Origin of the sequence: Amycolatopsis sp. NPDC101161 (assembly GCF_044768185.1) — a bacterium.
Classification (GTDB): Bacteria; Actinomycetota; Actinomycetes; order Mycobacteriales; family Pseudonocardiaceae; genus Amycolatopsis.
In genome coordinates, this window is the sequence record NZ_JBIWPI010000005.1 from 364,350 (window position 1) to 382,885 (window position 18,536).

The following is an 18,536-nucleotide window of genomic DNA, read 5'->3' on the forward strand; positions in this document are numbered from 1 at the left end:
GGCCGGTCGCGACGCACCATAGACCGGTCTATGGTCAGCGCCGGCCGAAGGAGCACCGCCATGCCCGAAGACGTCCGCCCCCGGGTCCGGTTGTTCGGCGAGCTCCTGGCGCACTGGGCGCGCGAACGCCCCGGCGACACCGCGCTGATCTTCGGCGACCGGCAGTGGGCCTGGGCCGAGTTCGACGAGCGCGTGCAGCGGCTTTCGGGCGCGCTGACCGCCGCCGGGGTCGGCAAGGGCGACCGCGTCGCCTTCGTCGACAAGAACCACCCCGCCTGCCTGGAAACGACTTTCGCGGCCGCCGGGGTCGGTGCCGCCGACGCCGTGGTCAACTGGCGGCTCTCCGGCGACGAACTCGCCTACGTCCTCAAGGACGCCGGCGCGAAGGTCGTCTTCGTCGGCGCCGAGCTGGTGCCCGCGCTCGACGCCATCCGCGACCGGCTGCCCGCCTTGGAACGCGTGATCGTCGTCGGCGGTGAGCACGACGAGTACGAGGCCTTCCTGACCAGCGCGGCGCCGTACACCGCGTCCGACCTGGACGAAGACGACGGCGTCCTGATCATGTACACCAGCGGCACCACCGGTTTCCCCAAGGGCGCGGTGTTGACCCACCGCAGCGTCATCGCGCACGGCCTCGCCGCCGGCACGGCGTTCCCGATCGGGGCCGGCGACGTCAACCTCGTCGCCATGCCGCTGTTCCACGTCGGCGGCAGCTGCTACGCCGTTTCCGGGTTCCTCTACGGCGAACCGTCCTACCTGACGCGCGAGCCCGACGCGGCGTCGCTGTTCGCTGCACTGCAGGCCGGGATCACGCACGCTTTCCTGGTGCCCGCCGTGGTCGCCGGGATCGCGCAGGCCGGCGAGGCCGCGCTCAAGGCGTTCTCGCGGCTGAAGTACCTCTGCTACGGCGCTTCACCGATGCCGCTCCCGTTGCTGCGCACCGTGCTCGCGGCCTGGCCGGACGTCCGGTTCGCGCAGGTCTACGGCATGACCGAGCTGTCCGGCGCGGTCACCGCGCTGGACCCGGAGGCCCACCGGGACACGACGCGCCCCGAACGGCTGGCGTCGGCGGGCACCGCACTGTCCGGTGTGGACATCCGGATCGTCGACCCCGTCACTCAGGAAGACGCCGAAGTCGGTGAAGTCTGGATCCGCACCCAACAGCGGATGGCCGGCTACCTCGGCAAGCCGGAGGCCACCGCAGAGACCATTGTGGACGGCTGGGTGCGGACCGGCGACGTCGGGCGCCTCGACGACGGCGGCTTCCTGTTCCTCGAAGACCGCGTCAAGGACATGATCATCACCGGCGGCGAGAACGTCTACTCGCCCGAGGTCGAGCGCGTCGTCGCGGAGTTCCCCGGCGTCACCGAGGTGGCCGTGATCGGCGTGCCGGACGACCGGTGGGGAGAGCAGGTCAAGGCCGTCGTCGCCGGCGACCAGCTCGACGCCGACAAGCTGATGGAGTTCTGTCGCGAACGGCTGGCCCACTACAAGTGCCCGCGCAGCGTCGACGTCGTGGAAGCGTTGCCGCGCAACGCGACCGGCAAGATCCTCAAGCGTTCACTGCGCGAGCCGTACTGGCGGGACCGGGACCGGAACGTCTGATGCCGGCGGTGACGCGGCAGGCGTACTTCGAGGCCGCGCTGGACCTGCTGGCGGAGCACGGGTTCACCGAGCTGAACGTGGGCCGGCTCTGCCGCGCCCTCGGCGTCACGAGCGGGTCGTTCTACCACCACTTCGGCGGCTGGCCGGGGTTCGTCGAGCGGCTTCTCGAGCACTGGGAGAACCGGCAGGTGCTCATCCTGCGGGAGCGGAACTTCGGGACGGGCGGGCCGTCGGCGGACTTCGCCGCGCTGATGGACCTGACGCTCGGGCTGCCGCACGAGGCCGAGGCCGCCATCCGCGCGTGGGCGGCGAACGACGAAACCGTGCGGGCGGCGCAGAAACGCGTCGACTCCGCGCGGCTGCGGACGGTCGGGACGGCGGTCAAGGGCATCGTCGGCGACGGCGACCTCGCGCGGACGCTGACGTCGCTGGGCATGGCGATGCTGGTGGGCCACCAGCAGCTCGCGTCGGCGGGGGAGCACAGCGAACTGGCGACGCTGCTGGCGGAGTACACCCGGCTGGTGCACGCCCGCGCGTGCTAGGCGTTGCCGAGGACCCGGGTCACCGTGATCTCCAGGACCACGCGCTGCGGGTTCGGCTTGGGCTGCCGGTAGCGGGCGGCGTAGCGGTTTTCCGCGTCCCGCACGGACTCCGGGTCGTCGCGCAGCACCGCGCGTCCCTCCAAAGTGGACCACTTCGGGCCTTCGAGCTGGCAGACCGCGACGGGCACGCCCTCGGCGCCCGCGGCGCGGACCATCCGGGCCTTGACGGACGTGCCGAAGGTGATCACGCGCGCGAGTCCGGTCTCGAAGTCCACGGTCACGCCGACCGCGACGACGTGCGGGGTGCCGTCCGGCCGGACCGTGGTGAGGGTGGCCAGCCGGCGCTCGGTCCAGAACGCGCGGAAGTCGGGGCCGCGGTCGTCGATCATCATGGGTCCACGCTAGTCCGTCCGGGTGCCTCGGCGGGGTGCGGGACCACTCACGGTCATAGTAAGGAAAGTTTCCTAACAGTCTTGACCTCCTCTTGAACCTTCTGTCACGCTCACATCGCCCTCGCCGCAGCCAACGATGTCCTTACGGAGGAGCGATGAAGAAGATCGTCCGGGCGGTGGTGGCTACGGCCGCGCTGGCCGCCGGGCTGCTGAGCGTGCCCACGACCGCCTCCGCGGCCGGCACGCCGTACGTGCCGGGGACCCTGCGGCCGTCCGTCTCGCAGGCCACGCAGGACGCCGCGCTGCAGAAGTACTACGACTTCTGGAAGAAGAACTTCCTGACGACCAAGTGCGGCAGCGGCACCTACGCCGTGCTGTCCAAGGACGCCGACCACTCCTTCGTCGCCGAGGGCGAGGGGTACGGCATGACGATCTCGGCGATGATGGCGGAGAAGGACCCGCAGGCCCGCGCGATCGTCGACGGGATCCTGAAGTTCGTGAAGGCGCACCCGTCGGTCAACAACAAGGACCTGCACGCGGCCGAGCAGGATTCGAACTGCAAGAGCGTCAACGGCAGCGACTCCGCCACCGACGGCGACCTCGAAATCGCTTACGGCCTGCTGATCGCGGACAAGAAGTGGGGCAGCACCGGCTCGGTCAACTACAAGGCCGAGGCCGTCCGGATCATCAACGCGATCAAGAAGAGCGAGGTCAACGGCACCACGAAGTTCACGCTGCTCGGCGACTGGGGCAACGACGCGCAGTACAAGAACAGCTCGCGTTCATCGGACTGGATGCCGGGCCACCTGCGCGCGTTCGCCGCGGCGACCGGCGACAGCTTCTGGGACCAGGTGCGGACGCGCTCGGAGACGGCGGTGAGCCAGCTGCAGTCGTCGTACGCGCCGAACACGGGCCTGCTGCCGGACTTCGTGGTGAGCACGAACTCGACGCCCAAGCCGGCGCCGTCGAACTTCCTCGAGGGCCCGTACGACGGCAAGTACAGCTGGAACGCGTGCCGCGACCCGTGGCGCCTGGGCGCGGACGCGATTTCCGTCTCCGGCAGCGCGGCGACGGCGCAGGTCCGCAAGATGAACACGTGGATCAAGTCGGCGACGGGCGGCGACCCGGCCAAGATCCAGAGCGGCTATTCCTTGTCGGGTTCGAAGACGGAGAGCGGCCAGCACCCGTGCTTCACGGCGCCGTTCGCGGTGGCGGCGATGACGGACGCGGGCAGCCAGGCGTGGCTGGACAAGCTGTGGACGGCGATCTCGACCTGGTCCCCGGACGCGACGGACTACTACGGGACGGGCATCACGATCCAGGTGTTGCTGATCTTGAGTGGCAACTACGTGGCTGCATAGGTTGCGAACCGGCTGCCTCGTGCCGTATTTCGGGTGCGTGGCGGCCGGTCTGTGCGTGAGACTGGCGGCATGACCGGTCATCCGCGCAGCGTCGAGGAGCTGACCCGCGCGCTCGACGCGGGGAAGCGGTTCAAGTACGTCCACTTCTGGGGGCACCAGCCGCCCCGCGGCGGCGGGGTGGGCGCGGGGTGCTTCAGCCAGTGGTGGCCGGCGCCGTTCGTGGTCGACGGCCATCGGTTTGCCACCGCCGAGCACTACATGATGTGGCGCAAGGCGAAGCTCTTCGGCGACGACGAAGTGGCGGCGCAGGTGCTCACCGCGGTGCACCCGAAGCAAGCCAAGGACTTTGGCCGCCGGGTGCGGCGGTTCGACGAGGAAGCTTGGGTGGCGCACCGCTACGGGATCGTGGTCGAGGGAAACGCCGCGAAGTTCGCCCAGCACCCCGAGCTGGGGCAGTACCTGGGCGGGACCGGCAGCAGGGTGCTCGTCGAAGCGAGCCCGGTCGACCGGGTGTGGGGCATCGGCCTCGCGGCGGACGATCCGCGGGCCGAGAAGCCGCGCGCTTGGCGGGGCCTCAACCTCCTCGGCTTCGCGCTCGCGGACGTCCGGGCTCAGCTCGGTTCGCGTACCGGCAGCCCCGCCGCCCGGTAGATCTCGGTCATCGCGCACCACGCCTGGGGGGCTGGCGGCCGGGTGCTCGCCGAAGCGAGTCCGGGCGACTGCTTCTGGGGCCGCGGCGGACGATCCGCGGGCCGGCAAGCCCCGCGCTTGGCGGGGCCTCAACCTCCTCGGTTTCGCCCTCGCGGACGTCCGGGCTCAGCTCGGTTCGCGTACCGGCAGCCCCGCCGCCCGGTAGATCTTGTCGATCACCGTCATCGTCTCCACCGCGTCCGCCGCCGATGTCTTCACCGGCGTTCCCTCCAGGACCGCTGCCGCGAACGCGTCCAGCTGGTACTCGTACGTTGCCCGGCGGGGGAACTTCTCCGTGCGCCGCGCGCCGTCGGTTCGGACCGTGAACCGGTGGTACGCCTGCGGCATCAACGGGTTGACCACCCGGATCGACCCGCGTGAACCGGTCACCGCGGCGCTGATCCGGAGTACCGACGACGACCACATCGAGCACGTCACCCGGCCCGAGTGGCCCGACGGGTACGCCAGCTCCGCCGTCATCGCGCGGTCGACCTGGGGCGACCGCAGCTTCGCGGACGCCGAGACCACCGAAGGCGTCTCGCCGCCGAACAACCGGGCCATGTGGACCGCGTAGCACCCGGCGTCCATCGTCGCGCCGCCCGCCAGGGCGTAGTCGTACCTGATGTCCGAGAACTTCGGCAGTGGGAAGCACACCGCCGTCTCCACGTGCTCGAGCTTTCCCAGCTCGCCCGATGCCACGATCTCCTCCACCCGCAGCGCCAGCGGGTGGTAGCGGTAGTGGAACGCCTCCATCACGACGCGGCCCGAGGCGTCGGCCAGCGAAGCGATCTCCCGGGCCTCCTCCGCGTTCGCCGTGAACGGCTTCTCGCACAACACGTGCTTGCCCGCCTCCAGCGCGGCCCGCGTCCACTTGCCGTGGAGGCCGTTCGGCAGCGGGTTGTACACCGCGTCGATCTCCGGATCCGCCAGCAGCTCCTCGTAAGACCCGTACGCGGCCAGGATCCGATGCCGGGAAGCAAACGCTTGCGCGCGATCGAGAGACCGCGCGGCGACGGCCGTCACCGAGACCGAAGAGTTCGAAGAAGCGGGCTTGACCAGGGCAGCGGGGGCGATGCGAGCCGCCCCCAGGACGCCGATCCGCAGGCTCATGCCGCGAAGCTAGCACCGAATTGGATTTCAACAGCCAGTTGACCTCTTCAACAACGAGTTGTAGCGTTCCGGCCAGCCGAACAGTGGAGGTCCGTTATGTCCCGTTGTCGTGCCGCACAGGCAGTGCTGCTCGCGAGCCTGGCCGTCCTCGTGACGGCCTGCGGTGGTGGTCCGGACGGCGCGGGCGGGACGTCGCAGGCCGCCGGCGCGCCCGCCTCCGGCATCCCGGACACCGCCGCCATCGTCCAGGGCGTGCAGAAGGACGCCCAGCTCAACGCGGCCCTGCCGGACAACGTCAAGCAGGCGGGCCTGCACCTGGCGTCGAACCTGCAGTCCGCGCCCAACAACTTCTACGCCGCCGACGGCAAGACCCCGATCGGCTACGAGGTCGACCTCGCCAAGGCCATCGCCGCCAAGCTCGGCGTCCCCGTGACCCACCAGGACATGGCGTTCGGCTCGCTCATCACCAGCCTCCAGTCCGGCCGCATCGACCTGACCATGGCCGGCATGAACGACACCAAGGCCCGCCAGGCGCAGATCGACTTCGTCGACTACTTCACCTCGGGCATCACGATCATGATCCGCAAGGGCAACCCGGACGGCATCACCGGCCCGGACACCCTCTGCGGCAAGAACGTCGCCGTCGTGCAGGGCACCAGCCACCAGAAGTTCGCCGAAGCGCAGAGCACCAAGTGCACGCAGGCCGGCAAGCCCGCGCTCACCGTCACCGCGACCGACAGCGACAACCAGAACCAGAACCAGCTGCGCACCGGCCGCGTCGCCGCGATCCTCAACGACCTGCCCAGCGCCGTCTACATCTCGCGGACGGCAGGCGACGGCAAGTTCTTCGAGGTCGTCTCGGGCGAGCCGATCGAGGGCGGGCCGTACGGCATCGGCGTCAACAAGCAGAACACGCCGCTGCGCGACGCCGTCCAGAAGGCGCTGCAGGCCCTGATCGCCGACGGCACCTACGGCAAGATCCTGCAGGCGTGGGGCGTCGAGCAGGGCGCGATCAAGGAGGCCGCGGTCAATGGCGGCTCCTGAGCCACTGCCGATCGTCCGGCTCCGCCACTGGGGCCGGTGGGTTGCTGCCGTGATCATCCTCGCGCTGCTCGTCCTGCTGGGCATCGCGCTCGGCAACGCGCAGATCGCGTGGAGCCAGGTCCCGGACTTCGTCTTCTACAAGGTGATGGCGACCGGCCTGCTCAACACCGTCGTGCTGGCGGTGCTGTCCCAGGCCGTCGCGATCGTGCTCGGCATCGTCATCGCCCTGCTGCGCCGCAGCGCGAACCCGGTCGCGCGGTGGTTCGCCGCCGGCTACATCTGGATCTTCCGCGGGCTTCCGGTGCTGCTGCAGATCCTGCTCTGGTACAACCTGGCGCTCGTCTTCCCGGTGATCGACATCCCGTTCCTGGTCCACGAGCAGACGAACGTGCTGATCAGCGCGTTCACCGCAGCGTTCCTCGGCCTGGCGCTCAACGAAAGCGCGTATATGGCCGAAATCGTCCGCGCCGGGCTGAACAGTGTGGACAGTGGCCAGACCGAGGCGGCGAAGTCGATCGGCATGACGCCGGCCGCGACGCTGCGCCGGGTCGTCCTGCCGCAGGCCATGCGCGTGATCATCCCGCCGACCGGCAACGACTTCATCAACATGCTCAAGGGCACGTCGATGGCGTCGGTGATCGGCGTGACCGAGCTGATCCACGCGGCCAACAACATCTCGTCCAACAACCTCCTGGTGATGGAGACGCTGCTGGCCGCGGCCGTCTGGTACATGGTCGTCGTGACCGTCGCCGGGGTCGGCCAGCACTACCTGGAACGCTCGTTCGGGCAGGCCGACCGCGGGCCGCTTTCCCGCGCGGGCAAGGCGTTGCGCGGGGTGCCGTTGGTGAGGAGTGCCCGTGTCTGAACCGCTGTTGCGCGCTGTCGGCGTCAAGAAGTCCTACGGCCACACCGAAGTCCTCGGCGGCATCGACCTGGACGTCCACAAGGGACAGGTCGTCTGCCTGCTCGGGCCGTCCGGCGCCGGTAAGAGCACGTTCCTGCGCTGCATCAACCACCTCGAGACGATCGACGCCGGCCAGATCTGGGTCGACGGCGAGCCGATCGGCTTCCGGCAGCGCGGCGGGAAGCTGTACGAGCTGCGCGAACGCGAGGTGGCGCGCCAGCGCCGGGACATCGGCATGGTGTTCCAGCGGTTCAACCTGTTCGCGCACCGCACCGCGCTGGAGAACGTCGTCGAGGGGCCGATCCGGGTGCTCGGGGTCAAACCGGACGAAGCCCGCAAGCAGGGGCTCGCGCTGCTGGACCGCGTCGGGCTCGCGCACCGCGCCGACGCCTACCCGGCGCAGCTGTCCGGCGGGCAGCAGCAGCGCGTCGCGATCGCCCGGTCGCTGGCGATGAAACCCAAGCTGATGCTGTTCGACGAGCCGACGTCGGCGCTCGACCCGGAGCTGGTCGGGGAGGTGCTGGAAGTGATGAGTACGTTGGCGGGGGAGGGGATGACGATGGTCGTCGTGACGCACGAGATGAGCTTCGCCGCGGAGGCCGCCGACGAGGTGGTGTTCCTGGCCGACGGCGCGGTCGTCGAGACGGGACCGCCTGATCAGGTCCTCAGCGCGCCGAAGCACGAGCGCACCCGGCAGTTCCTGGCGAGGATCCTCGCGTGACGCGGATTTCGCCCCGGTACCTGCTCCAGTTCGACGAGCCCGCCGGCTACCTCGACTTCGCCCGGTTCGGCCCGCCGTCGCACGCGGTGCTCGACACGACGGCCGCCCTGCTCGACCAGGCCACCACGGCCGGTCCGTCCACAGTGGACGAGCTGATGCGGCAGGAGATCCGGGCCAAGGCGGCCGCGGCGCGGCTGTCCGGTTCGGACACCGACCACACCGTGCTGCTCCCGAACACCAGCCTCGGGCTGTTCCAGGCCGCGTTCCACAGCGCCGGCGAAGTGCTGGTGTCGGCGGCGGAGTTCCCCGCCAACACCTACCCGTGGGCGCGCGCCGAACAGGCCGGGCGGCTGCGCGTCCGCCGGCTGACCAGCGGTTACGTGACGCCCGAGCGCGTCGCCGAAGCGCTGACGCCGGAGATCACGACGGTCAGCGTCAGCGCGGTCGACTTCCGCACCGGCTTCCGCGCCGACCTCGCGGCCCTGCGCGACGTCGTCGGCGACCGGCTGCTGGTCGTCGACGGCATCCAGGGCTTCGGCGTGGTCGAGGAGCCGTGGGAGGTCGCCGACGTCCTGGTCGTCGGCGGCCAGAAGTGGCTGCGCGCGGGCTGGGGGACCGGCTTCGCGGTGCTCTCCGACCGCGCGTTGGAGCGGATGGACCCGGTGCTGTCGGGCTGGACCGGCGCGCGCGACCCCGGCCTGTTCGACGACGAGATCCACCCGCCGGACGCGACCGCGCAGGCCTGGTCGATCTCCAACCTCAGCCCGATCACGTCCGGCGCGTTCGCCGAGGCCCTCGAACTGGTCGAGGACGCCGGCGTCGGTGCCATCGCGGCTCGGATCGCCGAGCGGCTGGGCGCGTTCGAGGACGTGCTCGCGTCCTGCGGCGCCGAAGTCGTCTCGGCTCGTGAACGGCGGGCGGGAATCCTGGCGTTCACGCTGCCCGGCCACCCCGCCGAGCAGGTCGGGGCGGCGCTGGCGAACGCGGGGATCGCGGCGACCGTGCGGCCCGAGCACGTCCGGCTGTCACCGCACGCGTCGACGCCCGCGGCGGCCGCCGACCTGCTCCGGGAAGCGTTGGAGACGCTGACGAAACCGCGCGAACCGCTGGTCGTCCCGGCCGCGGGCGCGACGACGCACGAGGTGCTGACGGCGTTGGTGCCGGCGATCCCGGGCCTCGCGGCGATGCTCGGGCCGGGCAACGAGGTGCTGCTGCACGACCTCAGCCGGCTGCCGGACTCGATCGTCGCGATCGCGGGCGACCTGACCGGCCGCAGCGTCGGCGGCCCGATGACGGACCTGCTGCTCGGCTTGGTCCGCCGCGGCACGACCCAGGACCTGACGAACTACCGCACGCACGGCCCGGACGGCCGCGCGATCCGGTCGTCGACGCTGTTCCTGCGCGACGCCGACGGGGTCGCGGTCGGCTGCCTGTGCGTCAACAGCGTCGACGCGTCGGCTTCGGCGGGCGGCAACGGGGAGCCGGAGACTTTCCCACCGGACGTCGACAGCCTGCAACGGTTCCTCGTCGACCGTGCGGTGACGAAGGCGGGGATCCCGGTGGACCTGATGAAGAAGCGGCACAAGGCGGCCGTGGTCCGGGAGCTCGACGAAGCCGGTTATTTCCTGATCAAGGACGCGGTCGACCACCTGGCCGGCCGCCTCGACGTCACGCGGTACACGATCTACAACTACCTCAACGAAATCCGTGCCTGATCGGGGCCTTGCCCACGATCGTCCGGGAGCGCACCATGGCGCGCATGACCGAACCGGACACTCGGCGCGCGGTGCTCAGCATCGAGGCGCCGGACGCCGACGAGGAGGAGCTGGACCGCCTCGCCCGCCGGTTGCGCGCGGAGCTGGGGGAGCTGGACGTCGACCTCCACGCGCTGCCGGCCGAGGCCCCGGCGGGCGCGAAGGCGGCGGACCCGGTGACGGTGGGCTCGCTGCTGGTGGCGTTCAGCGCGGCGGGCGGCGTGTTCCCGGGCCTGGTGGAGACGCTGAAGGAGTGGCTGGGCCGCCAGGCGGGCAAGCACAAGATCAAGGTGACGATCGACGGCGACACGGTGGAACTGGAACGCGCGACGACAGCGGAGCGGCAGCAGCTGATCGAGGCGTTCGTCCAGCGGCACGCTCAGGGAGCCGGGTAGGCGCCGATCGGGCACCGCCAGCCGGTCTTGGCGTCGGTCCAGCAGGCCGCACCATCGACCACGGCCGCCACGGCGGGACGCGCGGTGCCGGGAACCGGCGGCAGCCCGACGCGGAGGTTGTCGGCGACGAAGTCCTGGAACCGATCGGCGACGTCGCACAGCGCGCGAGCCGGGCTGTCGTGCCGGGCCGCGAAGCCGAAAGCGGTCCCGTCGGCCGCCGTGAGCAGCACCCGGTAAGCGTCCTCTTCGGCCGACACCGACCAGGTCACCGCGCGGATCCACGCGGCGGATTCCCGGTCCGGTGCGCCCGCGGCGAAGTCGCGAGCCACGTCGCCGAACATCGAGGCTCCTCTCGACCGGTCCCTCCATTTAGGACTTCCGCCTCACCGTAGAGCGCCCCGGACGCCCGGTGCATCCGATTTCCGCCTTTAGTAGGGCCGTGCCCGCTTGCCCTGCCCGAAGACCCGTGCCCGGGTCTAGGGTTCTCCCGCCCGAAGTCGCAGGGGAAAGGGAGAAAACAGTGAGACGTGCCGTAATCGCCGCGGTCGTCGCCGCGGTGGCGTCCGCGCTCGTGGCCGCGCCGGCCGCGAGCGCCGCCGCACCGGCCGCGACCGCCGCGCCGGCCGCCGGGACGATCGCCTGGGGGCCGTGCACCGATCCCACGCTCGTCGCCGCCGGTGCCGAATGCGGGTTCCTGAGCGTGCCGCTCGACTACTCGAAGCCGCACGGCGACCGGATCCAGCTCGCCGTCGACCGCGTCAAGCACAAGGTCCCCGACGCGCAGTACCAGGGCGTCATGCTGACCAACCCCGGTGGCCCCGGCGGTTCCGGCCTGCTGCTGGCCACCCGCGGGCCGCGCGTGCCCAACCACGCCGGGGACGCCTACGACTGGATCGGCTTCGACCCGCGCGGCGTCGGCTCGAGCAAGCCCGCGCTGAGCTGCGACCCGAACTACATGGACTACAACCGGCCGGTGTACGCGCCGTTCACCCCGCAGCTGGAGAAGACCTGGCTCGCCCGCTCGAAGGGCTACGCCGAGGCCTGCGCGAAGAACAACCCGAAGGCCCTGCTGGAGAACATGAAGACGACCGACACGGTCAAGGACATGGACTCCATCCGCCAGGCGCTCGGGCAGAAGCAGCTGAACTTCTACGGCTACTCCTACGGCACCTACCTCGGCCAGGTCTACGGCACGCTCTACCCGAAGAACGTGCGCCGGATGGTCCTCGACTCGACCGTCGACCCGCGCGGTGTCTGGTACGGCGACAACCTGAACCAGGACGTCGCCTTCGACAAGAACATCCTCATCTGGTTCGGCTGGCTCGCCCAGCACGACGACGTCTACCACCTCGGCAAGACCCAGGCCGCGGTGCAGCGCGTCGTGAACGAGCAGCTGCTGAAGACGTCCTTCAACCCCGCCGGCGGCGTGATCGGCCCGGACGAGATCCTCGACGTCATCCAGCAGGCGAGCTACTACCAGCTGCGGTGGACGCTGCTGGGTGACGCGCTGTCCCGGTTCGTCAACAAGGGCGACTGGCAGAACTGGAAGACGCTGTTCGAGGCCTTCGGCGGCCGCGGCGACGACAACGGGTACGCCGTCTACCTCGCCGTCCAGTGCACCGACGTCCAGTGGCCGCAGAGCTGGAACCAGTGGAAGCGCGACAACTGGCAGACGTTCGCCAAGGCGCCGTACTTCACCTGGCAGAACGCCTGGTTCAACGCGCCGTGCCTCTACTGGCCCGCCAAGGCCGGCAAGCCGACCGACGTCGACGGCAAGGGTGTGCAGAGCGTCCTGATGATCGACGAGACGCTCGACGCGGCGACGCCGTACCCGGGCAGCCTCGAGATCCGCAGCCGCTTCCCGGGCGCTTCGCTGATCGCGGAGCCGGGCGGCACCAGCCACGCGATCACCCCGCGCGGCAACGCGTGCGTCGACAACAAGATCGCCGACTACCTGGCGACGGGCGCGCTGCCGGCTCGCAAGCCGGGCCGCACGGCCGACGTCGAGTGCGCCCCGCTGCCGCAGCCGACGCCCCCGGCGCCGACCGCGGCCAAGGCCGACGTCGCGGCCACGCAGGGTCTCGTGTCCGGGCGGTTCACCGGCTGACCTGCGAAAACCACTCCTGGACGGGGTGTCGGGCCCAGTGCCCGGCACCCCGTCTTTTTCGCTTTCTCACACCGGGGGCTTTGAACCTGAGTGGACTTTGTGTTACAAAGTGCGAGTCGAGTTTGCGTTTCAAAGTTCAGAAGGGAGGGACGCCATGACTGGGGGACCGGCGTTCACACTGCGGGGCCTGACCAAACGGTTCGGTGGGGTCACCGCCGTCGACGGGGTGTCCGTCGAAGTCGCCCGCGGGGAGGTCGTCGCGCTGCTCGGGCCGAACGGCGCGGGCAAGTCGACCACCGTCGACATGCTGCTCGGGCTGACCAAGCCGGACGCGGGAGGCGTCACCGTCGAGGGTGGCAGCCCGCGCGAGGCCGTCGACCGGGGGCTCGTCGGCGCCATGATGCAGAACGGCGCCCTGCTGGGCGACGCCACGGTCGGCGAGATCGTCGACCTGATCGTCTCGACGCACGCGAACCCGCTGCCGGCGAGCGAGGTGATCGCCCGCGCGGGCCTGGAGAACCTCGTGAAACGCCGCTGCGGCAAGCTGTCCGGCGGCGAACGCCAGCGCGTCCGGTTCGCCCTCGCGCTGGCCGGCGACCCGAAGCTGCTCGTGCTCGACGAGCCCACCGCCGCGATGGACGTCGACGGCCGGCGCGCGTTCTGGGCGGCCATCCGCGAGTTCGCCGCCGGCGGCCGGACCGTGCTGTTCGCGACGCACTACCTCGCCGAGGCCGAGGACTACGCCGACCGCGTCGTGCTGATGCGCCACGGCGTGGTCGTCGCCGACGGGCCGGTCGCCGAGGTCCGGGCCGCGGTGTCCGGGCGGGTGCTCAAGGCCGCCGTCCCGGGGGCCACCGAAGCCGACCTGGCGCGGCTCGCCGGCGTCACGAGCGTCCAGCTGCGCTCCGGCCGCGCCGAGCTGGCCTGCGCCGACTCCGACGCCGCCATCCGGGCGCTGCTGAAGGAGTTCCCGGGGGCGTCCGACATCGAAATCACCGCGCTCGGGCTCGAAGAGGCCTTCCTGGCGCTGACCGCCGAGGAGGCCGCCGCGTGAACACCACCTACCTGAGCCTGGAGATCAAGCGGATCGTCCGCAGTCCCCAGTTCACGATCTTCACCATCGGCATGCCGCTCGCGATGTTCCTGCTCTTCGGCTCGATCTTCGGCAAGTTCGTCACGCCGAACGGGCTGGCGTCGAACGTCCAGACCATGATCAACCTGGCCGCGTACGGCGCGAGCGGCGGCGCGCTGTTCACCGGCACCCGGGTGGCGCAGGAACGCACCGACGGCTGGCAGCGCCAGCTGCGCCTGACGCCGATGCGCGGCCCGGGCTACCTGGTCGTCAAGGTCATCTCGGCGATCGCCGTGGCGCTGCCGGTGCTCGTGGTGCTGTTCGTCGCGGGCCTGGCGATGGGCGTCGAGATGACGGCGGCCCAGTGGGGCCTGGTGCTGGTGTCGCTGTGGCTGGGCGTGCTCCCGTTCGCCGTGCTCGGCCTGGCCATCGGTCTGTTCGGCAAGGGCGACACGGTCGGCGCGGTCACCGGCGCGCTGATGATGCCGCTGGGCATGCTCGGCGGCCTGTGGATCCCGCTGTGGGCCCTCCCGGACTGGATGGCCACCCTGGCGCACTTCTTCCCCACGTTCTGGCTCGGCCGGCTCGGGGTCGAACCGCTGGTGCACGCGGGCGGGATGGCCCTCGCGGTCGTGGTGCTGGCGGGCTGGCTGGTCGTGCCCGCACTGGTGGTCGTGCGCCGGTTCCGGCTGGACACGGCCAGGTTGTGAGTGCTTGTTAACCTCCGTGCAGTACTGAGGGGTCTGCGCGGACGAAGGGCGGAGAGGGTGGACGACGAGCCGTTGTCGGCGGAGGAGTCGCTGAACCTGATCGCCCAGCAGAACCGGCGCAACCGCCGGGAACTGGGCGGAGGCCCCGCGCGCATGCTCGCCGCGTGGGCCTTCGCCTGGATCGTCGGGTGGGGCTTCACCTACTTCGCGACGCAGACCGCGAGCGTGCCCGGCTGGATCGGCGGGGTGCTCGTCGCGGTGCTGTTCGTCCTTGCGATCACCTACACCGCCTACGTGAGCGCGCGGGCCGGCCGGGGGATCCGCGGCCCGTCGAAGACCGTCGGCGCGATGTACGGCTACAGCTGGGCGCTCTCCACGATCGGGCTGACCGTCATCGACATCCGGGTCACGCAGTTCGGCGCGCTGACCTCCGACCAGGTGTCGCTGCTCTGGTCGGGCACCTGGCTGCTGCTGACCGGGGTCATGTACCTCGCCGGCGGCATGCTCTGGCAGGACAAGCTGATGTACGGCCTGGGCGCGTGGATGATCGTGTCGGCCGCGCTGAGCGTGCTGGTCGGGTTCCCGGCGAACTTCCTGGTGCTCGCGATCTGCGGCGGCGGCGGGTTCCTGCTCGGCGCGATCGTCTACTTCGTGCGCGAGAAGTCCGGGCGCCGATGAGCGAACTGCCGCAGCTCGACCCGGTCATCCACGCCCAGGCGCGGCTGCGGGTCACGGTCGCGCTCGCCGGGCTGCACGCCGGCGACCAGATCACCTTCCCGCGCCTGCAGCAGCTCCTCGACATGACCGCCGGCAACCTCTCGACGCACCTGCGCAAGCTCGAGGACGCCGAGTACGTCGAGATCACCAAGGCCTACGAGCACCGCACGCCGGTCACGCTGGTCAAGCTGACCGCGGCCGGCCGGGCGGCGTTCGAGAGCTACACCAAGGCGCTGCACCAGCTGCTGGACGCCACCGGCGGGGACTGACGTGGCCCGCTGGGTGATCCACCTCGACCTGGACGCCTTCTACGCGTCGGCCGAGCAGCTCACCCGCCCGACGCTGGCCGGGCGCCCGGTGCTCGTCGGCGGCACCGGACCCCGCGGCGTCGTCGCGGGCGCGAGCTACGAGTCGCGCGCGTTCGGCATCAAGTCGGCGATGCCGATGGCTCAGGCCCGGCGGCTGCTCCCGGCGAACGGCGTCATCGTGCCGCCGCGGTTCCGCGTGTACGAGCGGCTCAGCCAGGAGGTCTTCGCCGTCGTCACGTCGGTGGCGCCGCTGCTGGAGAAGATCTCCCTCGACGAGGCCTTCGCCGAGCCGCCGGCGCTGGCCGGGGCCTCCTTCGACGACGTCACGGCGTTCTGTGCCTCGCTGCGGGCCCGGATCCGGGCGGAGACCGGGCTGGTGGCGTCGATCGGCGCGGGCAACGGCAAGCAGATCGCCAAGATCGCCTCCGACGAGGCCAAACCGGACGGCCTGCTGGTGGTGCCGCAGGGCACCGAACGCGAGTTCCTCGCGCCGCTGCCGGTGCGCGCGCTGTGGGGGATCGGGCCGGTGGCCGAGGGGAAGCTGCGGTTCATCGGCGTCCAGACGCTCGGGCAGCTGGCGGCACTGTCCGAACAGGACGCCGTCGCGACGCTGGGCGGGGTGGTCGGCCGCGACCTGCGCCGCCTGGCGACGGGCTTCGACGACCGCCCGGTGGCCGACCGCGGCGAGACCAAGCAGGTCAGCGCGGAAACGACGTTCGACACGGACATCATCGACCTGGCGACGCTGCGCGCCGAGGTGCGGCGGATCGCGGTGGGCGCGCACAAGCGGCTGGTCAAGGCCGAGCGGGTGGCCCGCACGGTGGTGATCAAGCTGCGGCACACGGACATGCACACGGTGACCCGGTCGGAGACGATCTCGGCCCCGACCGACGACCTGGCCGAGCTGTCGGCGGTGGCGGAAAGGCTGCTGCTCGACCCGGCGGAGTTCGGCGGGATCCGCCTGGCCGGCGTCGCGTACAGCGGATTGTCGGTGCCGCACCAGGACGCGCTCTTCACCCTGGCGGCGCCTTCGGTGCCTTCGACGTCGACGGTGGTGTCGTCCGCCCCGGCGCCGGCGGCGGCCCCGCCTTCGGAGTGGCGCCAGGGCGACGACGTGGTCCACTCCGAACACGGCACGGGCTGGGTGCAAGGCGCGGGCCACGGCCGGGTGACGGTCCGCTTCGAGCACCGGACGAGCGGTCCCGGTGTCGCGCGCACCTTCCTCCAGTCGGACCCGGCCTTGACCCGCGGCGATCCCGGGGACTGCCTCAAGTAGGCCCTACTCCGCCGAGCAGCCCTGCAGCTTCGCCACTTCCTGGCCGGCGATCAGGAACGCGCCGACGCCGAACGCCGACGTGTCGGTCGCGTGAGCCGTCGCCGGGCGGTCGCCCACCGGCTGGACGTAGCCCACCAAGCCGTTGGGCTGCAACGCCTTCGTCGACAGCGCCGTCCACGCCTTGTCCACCACCGGGCGGTAGCGCGACGCGTCCAGGACGCCCGCCGTGATGCCCCAGCCGATGCCGAACGTGAAGAACGCCGTGCCGCTCGTCTCTGGACCGCCGTGGTCCCACGGGTTCAGCAGGTCGGCGTTCCAGAAGCCGTCCCGGCGCTGGACCAGGGCCAGCGTGGCCGCCATCTTCTTGAACACCCGCAGGTACTCCGGCCGGCGCGGGTCGTCCGCCGGCAGCACCTGCAGCACCTTCGTCAGGGCCGCGAACGCCCAGCCGTTGCCGCGCGACCAGAACACGCCCGAGCCCTTGAACCGCTCGTCGCGGTACCACAGGCCGGTGAACTCGTTGAACAGCTTGTGTTCCGCCGTCCGGTACAGCTTGTCCATCGCGTCCAAATAGGACGGATCCTTGTCGATGAGGCTCATCCGCGCGAACGACGGCATCGCCATGTTCAGCGCGTCCACGTAGTTCCAGTAGTCGCGGTGTCCCGCCTGCACCGACGCGACTTCGTCCTTGATGCGCGTGCGGATCGAGTCGAGCGAGATCTCCGGGTGGAAGTAGGTGTAGAGGTCCAGGTACGCCTCGCCGGCGGCCTGGTTGTCCGGGAAGAACGGCCGCTTCGGGTCGAGCGGTAGCTGGTAGCCGTTGGCCTGCGCCCACGGCAGCGTCTTGTGGTTCGACTGGCCGGTGGTCCGGACCAACGCCAGGTTGCCGACGTGGAACGTCGCGTTCTGCCAGTCCGGCGCCGCGAGGTTCGTGCCGTTGGTCACCCAGTAGTTGCCGGCGGCGACCATCTGGCCGGTGATCGGGCAGGCCGGGGTGGTCTCCGCGGTGGCCGCCGGAGCGGAGAGCAGGCTGCCTGCCACCGCGGCGGCCGCGAGCACGCCAAAGCCACGAATACCCGGGAAACGCATGGAAGCGTCCTCCTCAGCACGTCATGGCGGCGGTCATCCGCAGCGAGTGAAGCGCTTCCCGCTGGACGTGTCAAGGTGCCGGTGAGCGGTACGGCGCAACGGTTTCCAGCAGCCGGCGGGCCGCGGACTCGGCGCCGTCGGCGTTCTTCGCGAGCACCAGCGTCAGCACCCGGGAATGCGCGACGAGCTCCGGCGGCTCGCCGTGCGCCCGCAGCGCCGCGACGACCGGGACTTGCAGTTGCGCGATCAACGCGTTCCCGGACGCGCGGATCAGCGCCGCGTGGAACCGTGAATCGGCCTCCCGGAACGCTTCCGCGTCGGCCCGTTCGACCGCGTCGGCCATCAGCTCGTAGGCCGCGGCCATCGCCGAAAGCTCGTCCGGACGCCGGTGCTGCGCGGCCATCCGCGCCGCCTGCGGCTCGATCGCCAGCCGCAGCTCCGCCAGCTCACGCAGGTGCCGGGGCCGGTCGGGCCCGTTGACGCGCCAGGCGATGACGTCCGGGTCGATCGCGTCCCACGCGTCGGGCGGCAGCGTCCACGTGCCGACCCGCGGCCGCGCGGTGACCATGCCCTTGGACTCCAGCACGCGCAGCGCTTCGCGCACCACCGTCCGGGACGCGGCGAAGCGCCGGCCGAGCTCCTCGGGGACGAGCGGCTGCCCGTCCCCGAGGACGCCTTCGACGATGAGCCTGCCCAGTTCGTCCACGATCCGGGCGTGGAGGTTCCGCGGCGCGCCCAC

The 18,536-nt window shown here is 70.9% G+C and carries 20 protein-coding genes; 15 read left to right on the forward strand and 5 right to left on the reverse strand.

The features are described 5' to 3' along the window. Positions 1-60: 60 nt before the first annotated feature. Together ACIRSS_RS35135 and ACIRSS_RS35140 are read left to right on the forward strand one after the other, a co-directional pair. Positions 61-1,605 (forward strand): long-chain fatty acid--CoA ligase, encoded by a 1,545-nt coding sequence (locus ACIRSS_RS35135; RefSeq protein WP_400902700.1) that lies wholly within the window; start codon positions 61-63, stop codon positions 1,603-1,605. Next, entirely contained in the window at positions 1,605-2,147 is a 543-nt protein-coding gene (locus ACIRSS_RS35140; RefSeq protein WP_400902703.1) for a TetR/AcrR family transcriptional regulator, read from the forward strand. The genes ACIRSS_RS35135 and ACIRSS_RS35140 overlap by 1 nt, the downstream gene beginning before the upstream one ends. Here ACIRSS_RS35140 and ACIRSS_RS35145 read toward each other — a convergent pair. Then, positions 2,144-2,539 (reverse strand): TIGR03618 family F420-dependent PPOX class oxidoreductase, encoded by a 396-nt coding sequence (locus tag ACIRSS_RS35145; RefSeq protein ID WP_400902706.1) that lies wholly within the window; start codon positions 2,537-2,539, stop codon positions 2,144-2,146. The genes ACIRSS_RS35140 and ACIRSS_RS35145 overlap by 4 nt on opposite strands. Before the next feature lie 155 nt (positions 2,540-2,694). Here ACIRSS_RS35145 and ACIRSS_RS35150 point away from each other — a divergent pair, with 155 nt between their 5' ends. Both ACIRSS_RS35150 and ACIRSS_RS35155 read left to right on the forward strand, forming a co-directional pair. Beyond that, positions 2,695-3,900 carry a glycosyl hydrolase family 8 gene (locus tag ACIRSS_RS35150; protein ID WP_400902709.1) on the forward strand — a complete coding sequence of 402 codons (1,206 nt, stop codon included), beginning with the start codon at positions 2,695-2,697 and terminating at the stop codon, positions 3,898-3,900. 69 nt (positions 3,901-3,969) lie between these two features. Further along, a complete protein-coding gene (locus tag ACIRSS_RS35155; protein ID WP_400902712.1) occupies positions 3,970-4,551 on the forward strand; it encodes an NADAR family protein in 582 nt (193 codons plus the stop codon). A gap of 165 nt (positions 4,552-4,716) precedes the next feature. On the opposite strand, the gene ACIRSS_RS35160 is transcribed toward ACIRSS_RS35155, so the two are convergent. Further along, positions 4,717-5,700, reverse strand: a complete 984-nt coding sequence (locus ACIRSS_RS35160; protein ID WP_400902714.1) for a Gfo/Idh/MocA family protein — start codon at positions 5,698-5,700, stop codon at positions 4,717-4,719. Positions 5,701-5,796: 96 nt separating this feature from the next. On the opposite strand from ACIRSS_RS35160, the gene ACIRSS_RS35165 reads away from it, so the two are divergent. From ACIRSS_RS35165 to ACIRSS_RS35185, 5 genes are read left to right on the forward strand one after another with little or no spacing between them, the layout of a single operon-like run. Next, on the forward strand, positions 5,797-6,744 hold the full coding sequence (locus tag ACIRSS_RS35165; protein ID WP_400902717.1) for an ABC transporter substrate-binding protein: 948 nt from the start codon (positions 5,797-5,799) through the stop codon (positions 6,742-6,744). Next, positions 6,731-7,609, forward strand: coding sequence for an amino acid ABC transporter permease (locus ACIRSS_RS35170; RefSeq protein ID WP_400902720.1), 879 nt, complete (start codon positions 6,731-6,733; stop codon positions 7,607-7,609). Before ACIRSS_RS35165 ends, ACIRSS_RS35170 begins: the two co-directional genes overlap by 14 nt. Further along, positions 7,602-8,369 carry an amino acid ABC transporter ATP-binding protein gene (locus ACIRSS_RS35175; protein ID WP_400902723.1) on the forward strand — a complete coding sequence of 256 codons (768 nt, stop codon included), beginning with the start codon at positions 7,602-7,604 and terminating at the stop codon, positions 8,367-8,369. Before ACIRSS_RS35170 ends, ACIRSS_RS35175 begins: the two co-directional genes overlap by 8 nt. Then, the gene (locus ACIRSS_RS35180; protein ID WP_400902726.1) at positions 8,366-10,084 is read left to right on the forward strand and encodes an aminotransferase class V-fold PLP-dependent enzyme; all 1,719 of its coding nucleotides are present in this window, start codon (positions 8,366-8,368) and stop codon (positions 10,082-10,084) included. The genes ACIRSS_RS35175 and ACIRSS_RS35180 overlap by 4 nt, the downstream gene beginning before the upstream one ends. A 44-nt stretch (positions 10,085-10,128) precedes the next feature. After that, positions 10,129-10,518 carry a hypothetical protein gene (locus tag ACIRSS_RS35185; protein ID WP_400902729.1) on the forward strand — a complete coding sequence of 130 codons (390 nt, stop codon included), beginning with the start codon at positions 10,129-10,131 and terminating at the stop codon, positions 10,516-10,518. Here the strand turns inward: ACIRSS_RS35185 and ACIRSS_RS35190 are convergent. Beyond that, entirely contained in the window at positions 10,503-10,859 is a 357-nt protein-coding gene (locus tag ACIRSS_RS35190; protein ID WP_400902731.1) for a hypothetical protein, read from the reverse strand. The two genes, ACIRSS_RS35185 and ACIRSS_RS35190, sit on opposite strands and share 16 nt — an antisense overlap. Before the next feature lie 179 nt (positions 10,860-11,038). Between ACIRSS_RS35190 and ACIRSS_RS35195 the strand changes: the two genes are divergently transcribed. The 6 genes from ACIRSS_RS35195 to ACIRSS_RS35220 all read left to right on the forward strand — a co-directional run bounded on the left by ACIRSS_RS35195 (position 11,039) and on the right by ACIRSS_RS35220 (position 16,708). Further along, complete coding sequence (locus ACIRSS_RS35195; RefSeq protein ID WP_400902733.1) at positions 11,039-12,625, forward strand: alpha/beta hydrolase; 1,587 nt, start codon at positions 11,039-11,041, stop codon at positions 12,623-12,625. 154 nt (positions 12,626-12,779) lie between these two features. Further along, entirely contained in the window at positions 12,780-13,679 is a 900-nt protein-coding gene (locus ACIRSS_RS35200; protein ID WP_400902736.1) for an ABC transporter ATP-binding protein, read from the forward strand. Then, a complete protein-coding gene (locus tag ACIRSS_RS35205; RefSeq protein ID WP_400902739.1) occupies positions 13,676-14,407 on the forward strand; it encodes an ABC transporter permease in 732 nt (243 codons plus the stop codon). Before ACIRSS_RS35200 ends, ACIRSS_RS35205 begins: the two co-directional genes overlap by 4 nt. Before the next feature lie 57 nt (positions 14,408-14,464). Then, positions 14,465-15,085: a hypothetical protein gene (locus ACIRSS_RS35210; RefSeq protein WP_400902742.1), complete on the forward strand. Its 621-nt coding sequence runs from the start codon at positions 14,465-14,467 to the stop codon at positions 15,083-15,085. After that, complete coding sequence (locus tag ACIRSS_RS35215) at positions 15,082-15,393, forward strand: transcriptional regulator (RefSeq protein ID WP_400902745.1); 312 nt, start codon at positions 15,082-15,084, stop codon at positions 15,391-15,393. Before ACIRSS_RS35210 ends, ACIRSS_RS35215 begins: the two co-directional genes overlap by 4 nt. A gap of 1 nt (position 15,394) precedes the next feature. After that, positions 15,395-16,708, forward strand: coding sequence for a DNA polymerase IV (locus tag ACIRSS_RS35220; protein WP_400902748.1), 1,314 nt, complete (start codon positions 15,395-15,397; stop codon positions 16,706-16,708). A 3-nt stretch (positions 16,709-16,711) separates the two neighbouring features. Here ACIRSS_RS35220 and ACIRSS_RS35225 read toward each other — a convergent pair whose 3' ends face one another. Both ACIRSS_RS35225 and ACIRSS_RS35230 read right to left on the reverse strand, forming a co-directional pair. Further along, a complete protein-coding gene (locus ACIRSS_RS35225; protein WP_400902751.1) occupies positions 16,712-17,797 on the reverse strand; it encodes a glycoside hydrolase family 88 protein in 1,086 nt (361 codons plus the stop codon). Between the two features lie 70 nt (positions 17,798-17,867). Then, positions 17,868-18,536: a FadR/GntR family transcriptional regulator gene (locus tag ACIRSS_RS35230; protein ID WP_400902754.1), complete on the reverse strand. Its 669-nt coding sequence runs from the start codon at positions 18,534-18,536 to the stop codon at positions 17,868-17,870.